The 6,678-nt window shown below is 28.6% G+C and carries 5 protein-coding genes; 3 read left to right on the top strand and 2 right to left on the bottom strand.

All coding sequences use genetic code 11. The features are described 5' to 3' along the window. Positions 1-1,749, top strand: a 1,749-nt coding sequence (locus tag ACTG3V_RS05100; RefSeq protein WP_439131061.1) for a DNA sulfur modification protein DndD, incomplete at its 5' end; no start/stop codon positions are given. Beyond that, positions 1,742-3,310: a DndE family protein gene (locus tag ACTG3V_RS05095; protein ID WP_439131060.1), complete on the top strand. Its 1,569-nt coding sequence runs from the start codon at positions 1,742-1,744 to the stop codon at positions 3,308-3,310. The genes ACTG3V_RS05100 and ACTG3V_RS05095, both read left to right, overlap by 8 nt. A 325-nt stretch (positions 3,311-3,635) precedes the next feature. On the opposite strand, the gene ACTG3V_RS05090 is transcribed toward ACTG3V_RS05095, so the two are convergent. Together ACTG3V_RS05090 and ACTG3V_RS05085 are read right to left on the bottom strand one after the other, a co-directional pair. Then, the gene (locus ACTG3V_RS05090) at positions 3,636-4,205 is read right to left on the bottom strand and encodes a hypothetical protein (RefSeq protein ID WP_439131059.1); all 570 of its coding nucleotides are present in this window, start codon (positions 4,203-4,205) and stop codon (positions 3,636-3,638) included. A 327-nt stretch (positions 4,206-4,532) separates the two neighbouring features. Then, complete coding sequence (locus ACTG3V_RS05085) at positions 4,533-5,576, bottom strand: WD40/YVTN/BNR-like repeat-containing protein (RefSeq protein WP_439131058.1); 1,044 nt, start codon at positions 5,574-5,576, stop codon at positions 4,533-4,535. Positions 5,577-5,669: 93 nt separating this feature from the next. Here ACTG3V_RS05085 and ACTG3V_RS05080 point away from each other — a divergent pair, with 93 nt between their 5' ends. Next, complete coding sequence (locus ACTG3V_RS05080; RefSeq protein WP_439131057.1) at positions 5,670-6,638, top strand: patatin-like phospholipase family protein; 969 nt, start codon at positions 5,670-5,672, stop codon at positions 6,636-6,638. Positions 6,639-6,678: the final 40 nt, after the last annotated feature.

Genomic DNA, 6,678 nt, shown 5'->3' with positions numbered 1-6,678 from the left:
ATTACTAGGAAATTTAATGTTTCTAGTATGAGTGAAGAACTTATGATTTTAGATGCCGATTCAAAAATGGAAATTTTTGATGATGAAGCAGATAAAATTAACTTTATAAATGATTATATAATTCCGATAGATGCTGCAAAATTTGTCTTTTTTGATGCAGAAAAAATATCTGAAATAGCCAACTTATCAATTAAAGAAGAAGGTAGTTTTATAAATGATGCATTAGGTAAAATTTTAGGATTAGATATTTACGATACACTTATTGAAGATATAGAGTTTTATATAAATTCTCTTAAAAAAGAAGGAGCTACTAAAATTTTACAAGAACAAATTATAGATAAAGAAAAAGCTATTGACCTCTTTAACCTCAATATAGAAAAGCTTGAAGAAGATAATGCCGAAAAGCTCAAAGAGATTGATGATTTAAAGAAATCTATCAGGAAATACGATAATTTTATATCACAACACAGTAAACAAGGCAATTCTATATTTGATAGAGAATCGATTTCAGCTGAAATAGAAAAGTTACAAGAAAAGAGACTTGAATTATCCGAAAAATTTAATAAATTAAGCGAAATAATCCCTTTAACTATTCTATCCGGAAAACTTGAAGAAGTAAGCGAACATCTTGAAATTCAAGAAAAAAACGAATTATCACAAAGCTCATCAAAAGAAAATTCTGAAAAAATTGAGAATTTTATTGAGCTTCTTTTTAATAAACCACCTGAACCAGACAATTCTACAATGTCTTTTAGAGACAAAAACTTTTATTACGAAAAAGCTAAAAATTTAGGTTCAGAGTTATTTAGTGATAATGGAGATTATCAAGAATTAGAATTTGAGCACGATTTGAATAATTCAGAAAAAAATATTATTAAAGATGCTATAAACTTAATTAATGAGCAATCTAAAGGTTTATTCGAGACTACAATTGAGGAATTTAATGAAGTACAAATTAAACTTTTAGAATTAAATAAAACTTTGAGTAAAGTTGATGCAGATCAAGAAGACGAATATATTTTAGAGGCAATATCTGAAAAAGAAACTGCTGAATACAAAAGAGATATAAGTAAGGAACAAATTGGTGGGAATAAAGAGAAAATAAAGAAATTAGAAAGTGATATAGTTCGTTTAAATCAACAACTACAAACGTTGGTGAAAAGGGTAGATGTAAATGAACAAAATAAACTAAAAATTAAAGAAAGTCAAAAATACATTGACGTCTTAAATTCATTCTTAGAAGAACAGAAAAGTGAACACAAAAATAGTCTTGAAAAAACAATTTTAAGCGAGTTAAAAATTTTAATGCACAAACTAGATAGTGATAAAAACAATAGTAAATTTATTGAAGATGTCAAAGTTACCATTCTAGCTTCAGGTCAAGGAATGAAAATTACATTATTAGATCAAGATGATAATGAAATAAGAAAAGAAAGTTTATCATCAGGTGAAAAACAAATTTATATTTCGTGTTTAATTAAAGCAATATTAAATGAATCAATTCAAAGTTTACCAATATTTATAGATACACCTCTTGGTAGACTAGATGAAGAACACAGAGATAACATTACAAAAAAATATTATCCAGCTCTCTCAGAACAAGTAGTACTATTTTCAACAAATAGTGAAATTACACCTAAACGTTATAAAGATATTTCAGAAAACATTTCAAAATCTTATCTACTATTTAATGATGGAGCAAATACAAATTTAAAAAACGGTTATTTTAATACTACAAGCAATGATTAGATTTAAAATAGATTCAGAAAGTACAGAATTATTAGATAGAATTACAAATATCTATAATTTTAAGAGAGATACAATTACAGGAAGAATTGCTTTGTCATTAAGTATTGAAAAAGGTCGTCTGTTTCACGAAAACGAAAATAGTCTACCTCAAAACGGAAGAGAATATACACCTACAAGTAACATCTTTGGTCGTTTAGTTAATGACGTAGATAATTTTACTCTTTATAAAACTATTTTCGATCAACATTATAATAAAGAATTAACAGAAAGTGAATTTATTAAGCTTTATAAACTTCATTTAAAAGATGGTCTTGAAATCTGGAATAATAAATTAAACAATAGTGACATCACGAAAGGAGAACATATCTCACTTTTATTGAAACCAGTAAAAAAAGGATTACACAAAAGGAAATCTAATGTGTATATTTCAAGTTCTCACAAAACAGCAACAACTACTAATTTAATCAATAGCACAAATAAACCTATTGAATTAAACCTAGGAAACGAACTCAATGGAGAACCTATTAAAATTAAAATTAATGACGAAACAGAATATACAAGTCGTCATTTTGGTATTGCAGGTACAACAGGTTCAGGAAAGACACAATTAGTTTTTGATTTAATTTATCAAATTTCCAAACAAACAGAATATGAACTAAACTTTACTTTTTTTGATTTTAAAGGTACAGATACTAAAGAAAAACTTGATACATTTTTATCTTCAACTAAATCTAATTTCATAGATATAAAGCATCAAAACGGTTTTCCTTTTAGCCCATTAAAAAACTATGATTTAAGTAATCAAAACTATATAGAATCTTTTGCAAGTGATTTAAGAACATTTTTTAAGAGTATTGGTCAAGTTCAATCTGCTAGCTTGGTAAGAGAAATAAAAGACTATTATTTTGACAATAATTCTTCACCAACATTAGACGAATTATTAGAAAATATTTTAGAGAAAAATAAAGGCAAATTTGACACAACTACTAGTGTAATTCAACAACTAATTAACTCTGGTATTTATGATGAATCAAAGTCATATTCTATATTTAATCAAAGTACATACATTTCAATGCCTTCAGAGGTTACAATAGAGATTAAACAATTTGTAACATTTAATCTTTTGAAGTTTATGTATGATAGTATTAAAAAATCTGGCGATACAGCTGTTACAAATAATATAAAAGCTTTAAAACACGTTATAATTATAGATGAAGCTCAAAATTTTCTACAACATAAAAATGCAAGACCTGTAATTGAGTCAATGTTGAGAGAATTACGTTCTATGGGTATAATTATAATCTTAATTGCTCAAGAAACTCAAGATTTTGTTTATAAAGATTTTAATTTTATGTCACAAATTCAATTTCCTATTTGTGCTAATGTTAAAGATAAATCTACAAAGAGAATTATTCCATTTCTTGGTAGTGTAAACAGTGAAGTTAAACTGAACACTCAATTAGATAAACTTGAAGGAGGAAAAGCTATAATAAATATAGGAGAACCAAAACTAATTGAATTAAAGCAATGGTGGAAAACTAAAAAAGAGGAAAATATTTAAGCAGAAGCTATATTCAAGTACATTTATTTTTTTTGCCACGCTCATAACTGCCAAATCAAAAAAAATAAAAGAGCTTTAACGCCAAAGCTCACATTTGTACTAATAGAAAAATATAGGAAAACCAAGCTGAACGAAATAAAGCCAGTTTACAACACAGTATAAACTTTATTGCTGTTTATAGCTCACTTTGGTAATTCCCTCGGAATTTCACCGTTCGTGTTTTATATAGTAAATTTACTTCTTAAGCCACGCAACTTATCTTATACAAGAACTTTAAAGCAACCAAGGTTATAAAAGTATAATAATTTAACAACAACATTGGCAACTATTTCTTTAATTTAATGCGCTCTATTAAAGAAAAAGCATCACAAAAGCGTTGATTTACTAACGAATCTCCATAAACTTCGGTCTTTGCATAAATAAAATTAGAGGAATTTAATTTGATGAATACATGGCAAACTTGATACTTAAATTTACTTTTTTTGCCTTTAAATTGCATCAAAAGGCTTGGTTTTTCTAAAAACTGAAATGCTTTTGTTTTTGTTTTTATGAGGTTTTTGGCCAAGTGTTCTTGCTCTTGTTTTCGCAAAAAAGCTTCATTAAAATCAATTTTATTTTCAATGTAAGTAACATCTAACAAAACAGTTTCTGTTAATTGTTTTGCAGTATCTGCAGTGTATATGGATGATTGAATTTCATCAGTATATAAATTTGTTGTCCAATTGCTAGGCAAATCAATAGCAAACAAATCCTTAACATCATCCACAGTTTCTAGATTTGTAAAAGTTGTTGTTTTACAATCAAAATCTTTATGAATTACTGATTTTTTATTGCAAGAAAAGAATAGGAGTGAGGCTAGTGAAAGATAAAAAATATATTTTGGTTTAGATTTCATTGGTTTTCAAAGATTTGATTAAAAAGTCACAGTTTACACAAATTGCACTAAAGCATACCTTATAAAATCCTTCAAATTTGATTTTTTTCTCTTATAGGTCAATAGATAGTTACTTAAATAAATTTATAATTTATGGACGCATGTCAGGTTGAGCGCAGTCGAAACCTATATTTACCAATCCAATAGTTCTCGACTGCGCTCGAACAGACATCAAAAATTAATTTAATCGCTTAAAAATCATTTAATTAAAATGGTTTGTCAATAAGCATTTAAATATTGTTCTCTTTTTTTTCTTTTTTCCCCTTTAGGGAAATTAAAAGGAGCTCATTATTCTAAAACTAATTTCCCAATTTTCTCAGGACCACTTAACCAAGCTGTATTTTGATCTACAAAATCAATAGCATAATAGCCTTCTTTAGCAACTTCTTTCCAAGTGTTTCCACCATCATTAGAAAAAGAAACACCTGTTTTACCTACAGCAAAAATTTCTTTTCCATGGGTATTGGGTACATATTGCACACAACTTTTATAATTGGGGTTTTGGTTGTCTGCTACTAATGTCCACGTTTTACCACCATCATTTGTAATGGCTTTATTTGCTTTATTTGCTAATGGTTTCGCATAATTGCCACCCATAATAATTCCGTTGTTTTTATCAGCAAAATCAATAGTATAAATACCTTGAGGCCCATTACCTTGAATAATGGGGGTATTGTAAATTGACCAAGTTTGTCCAAAATCGTCAGACTTTAATATTCTAGCTTTTGCCCCTCCAGAAGCAATCCAAACAGTACTATCAATAGTTTTAATATTGGTGTTACTCGCTGCAAAAAATGCTTCGCCCTCTTCAAATTTTGGTAAGTTATCGCAAGATAATTTTTGCCAAGTTTTTCCTCCATCACTTGTTAAGATAATAGAAGCACAATTTTCTGTAGGATCACCTACTGCAATTCCGTGTAAATTGTCATCAAAAAAAGTCATGGCATCATAAAAAACCTTTTCATGTGTTTCTTTGTAAACAAGCTGAGACTTGCCTTCAGAAATTTGATACAATAAACCAGGATTTCCCACAGAAAGCGCAAAATAATCTTTACCATTGAATGCCACACTTCTAAAATGTGGTACAATTGAATCTTGATATTTAATATTTAGGCCATTTAAAGAAACTCCTTGAGCTGTTTTAAAACCAACATCACCTTGAGAACCAGCATAAAACACAGTTTTTTCATCCACAGCTTTTATAGCCCTTATACTGGTATTCGGTACTTTAAATTCTTTGATATCAATAGCATTTATTATTCTAGGTTGGTAATTTTTTGTACAAGAAATTATAAAAAGGAAAGCAAGAATTAATAGTGATATTCTTTTCATTTTTGATTATTTTTATACGACTAAAATAAACCATTTTAAAAGAAACGTAAGGTAGTCTTACGGATTTCTTTTTGTAAACAAATTATTTTTTTGATGAAAAAAGCATTGGTGATTTCTGGAGGTGGAAGCAAAGGCGCATTTGCAGGTGGCGTTGCGCAATATTTAATGAAAAAAGAACATAGAGACTACGATTTGTTTGTAGGTACATCTACAGGTAGTTTAATGGTGTCTCATTTGGCTTTAGGCATGTTAGACGAGTTGAAAAAACTCTATACCAACGTGAATCAAAAAACGATATTTAGTAACAATCCTTTTGTGATAAAAAAAGTTGCTGGCGAAAAAATAGTAAGTATCAATCACTTTAATACCTTAATCAATTTTTTAAAAGGTAGAAAAACCTTTGGAGAAAGTAAAAATTTAAGGAGGTTGATTAGAGATAACATTACGAAAGAAATGTATGAAGCCATTTCTAAATCTAACAAAGAAGTTGTGGTTACAGTATCTAATTTAACAGCCAATCAAATTGAATATAAATCGAGTAACGATTGTAGTTATGATGATTTTTGTGATTGGATTTGGGGTTCGTGCAATTACGTGCCTTTTATGAGTTTACTAGAAAAAAACAAACAACAATATGCAGATGGTGGTTTTGGTTCTCTAGTGCCAATTAGAGAAGCCATTTTAAGAGGGGCAACTGAAATTGATGCGATAATTTTAGAAACTGAGGTTACACAAATTAACAGGTTGCATTCCAAAAATCCGTTTTCTTTACTGTTTGATGTTTTTGATTTTATGCTTACACATGTAGAAAGGCATAACATTACGATTGGTAAATTAGCGGCGAGTAATAAAAATGTAAAACTAAATTTGTATTATACACCTACTGTATTGACCACGAATTCTTTGGTTTTTGATGAAACTAAAATGCGAGCCTGGTGGAAATCTGGATTTAAATATGCAAAATCTAAACGCGAGGAATTAATGAGTGAATTTAGGCCAGATGTGTTAACTGATCAAGAAATTGAGGAAGGCGTTAGTAATGTGGAAAACTTAAACATTTAATTCATTATGCTTTTACCAGCATGTTTTGCTGAACGCTTTG

The organism is Polaribacter sp. (assembly GCF_965660385.1).
In the GTDB taxonomy this organism is placed as follows: domain Bacteria; phylum Bacteroidota; class Bacteroidia; order Flavobacteriales; family Flavobacteriaceae; genus Polaribacter.
The sequence above is the reverse complement of the archived record's forward strand: the minus strand, read 5'-3'. Positions and strand labels throughout refer to the sequence as shown.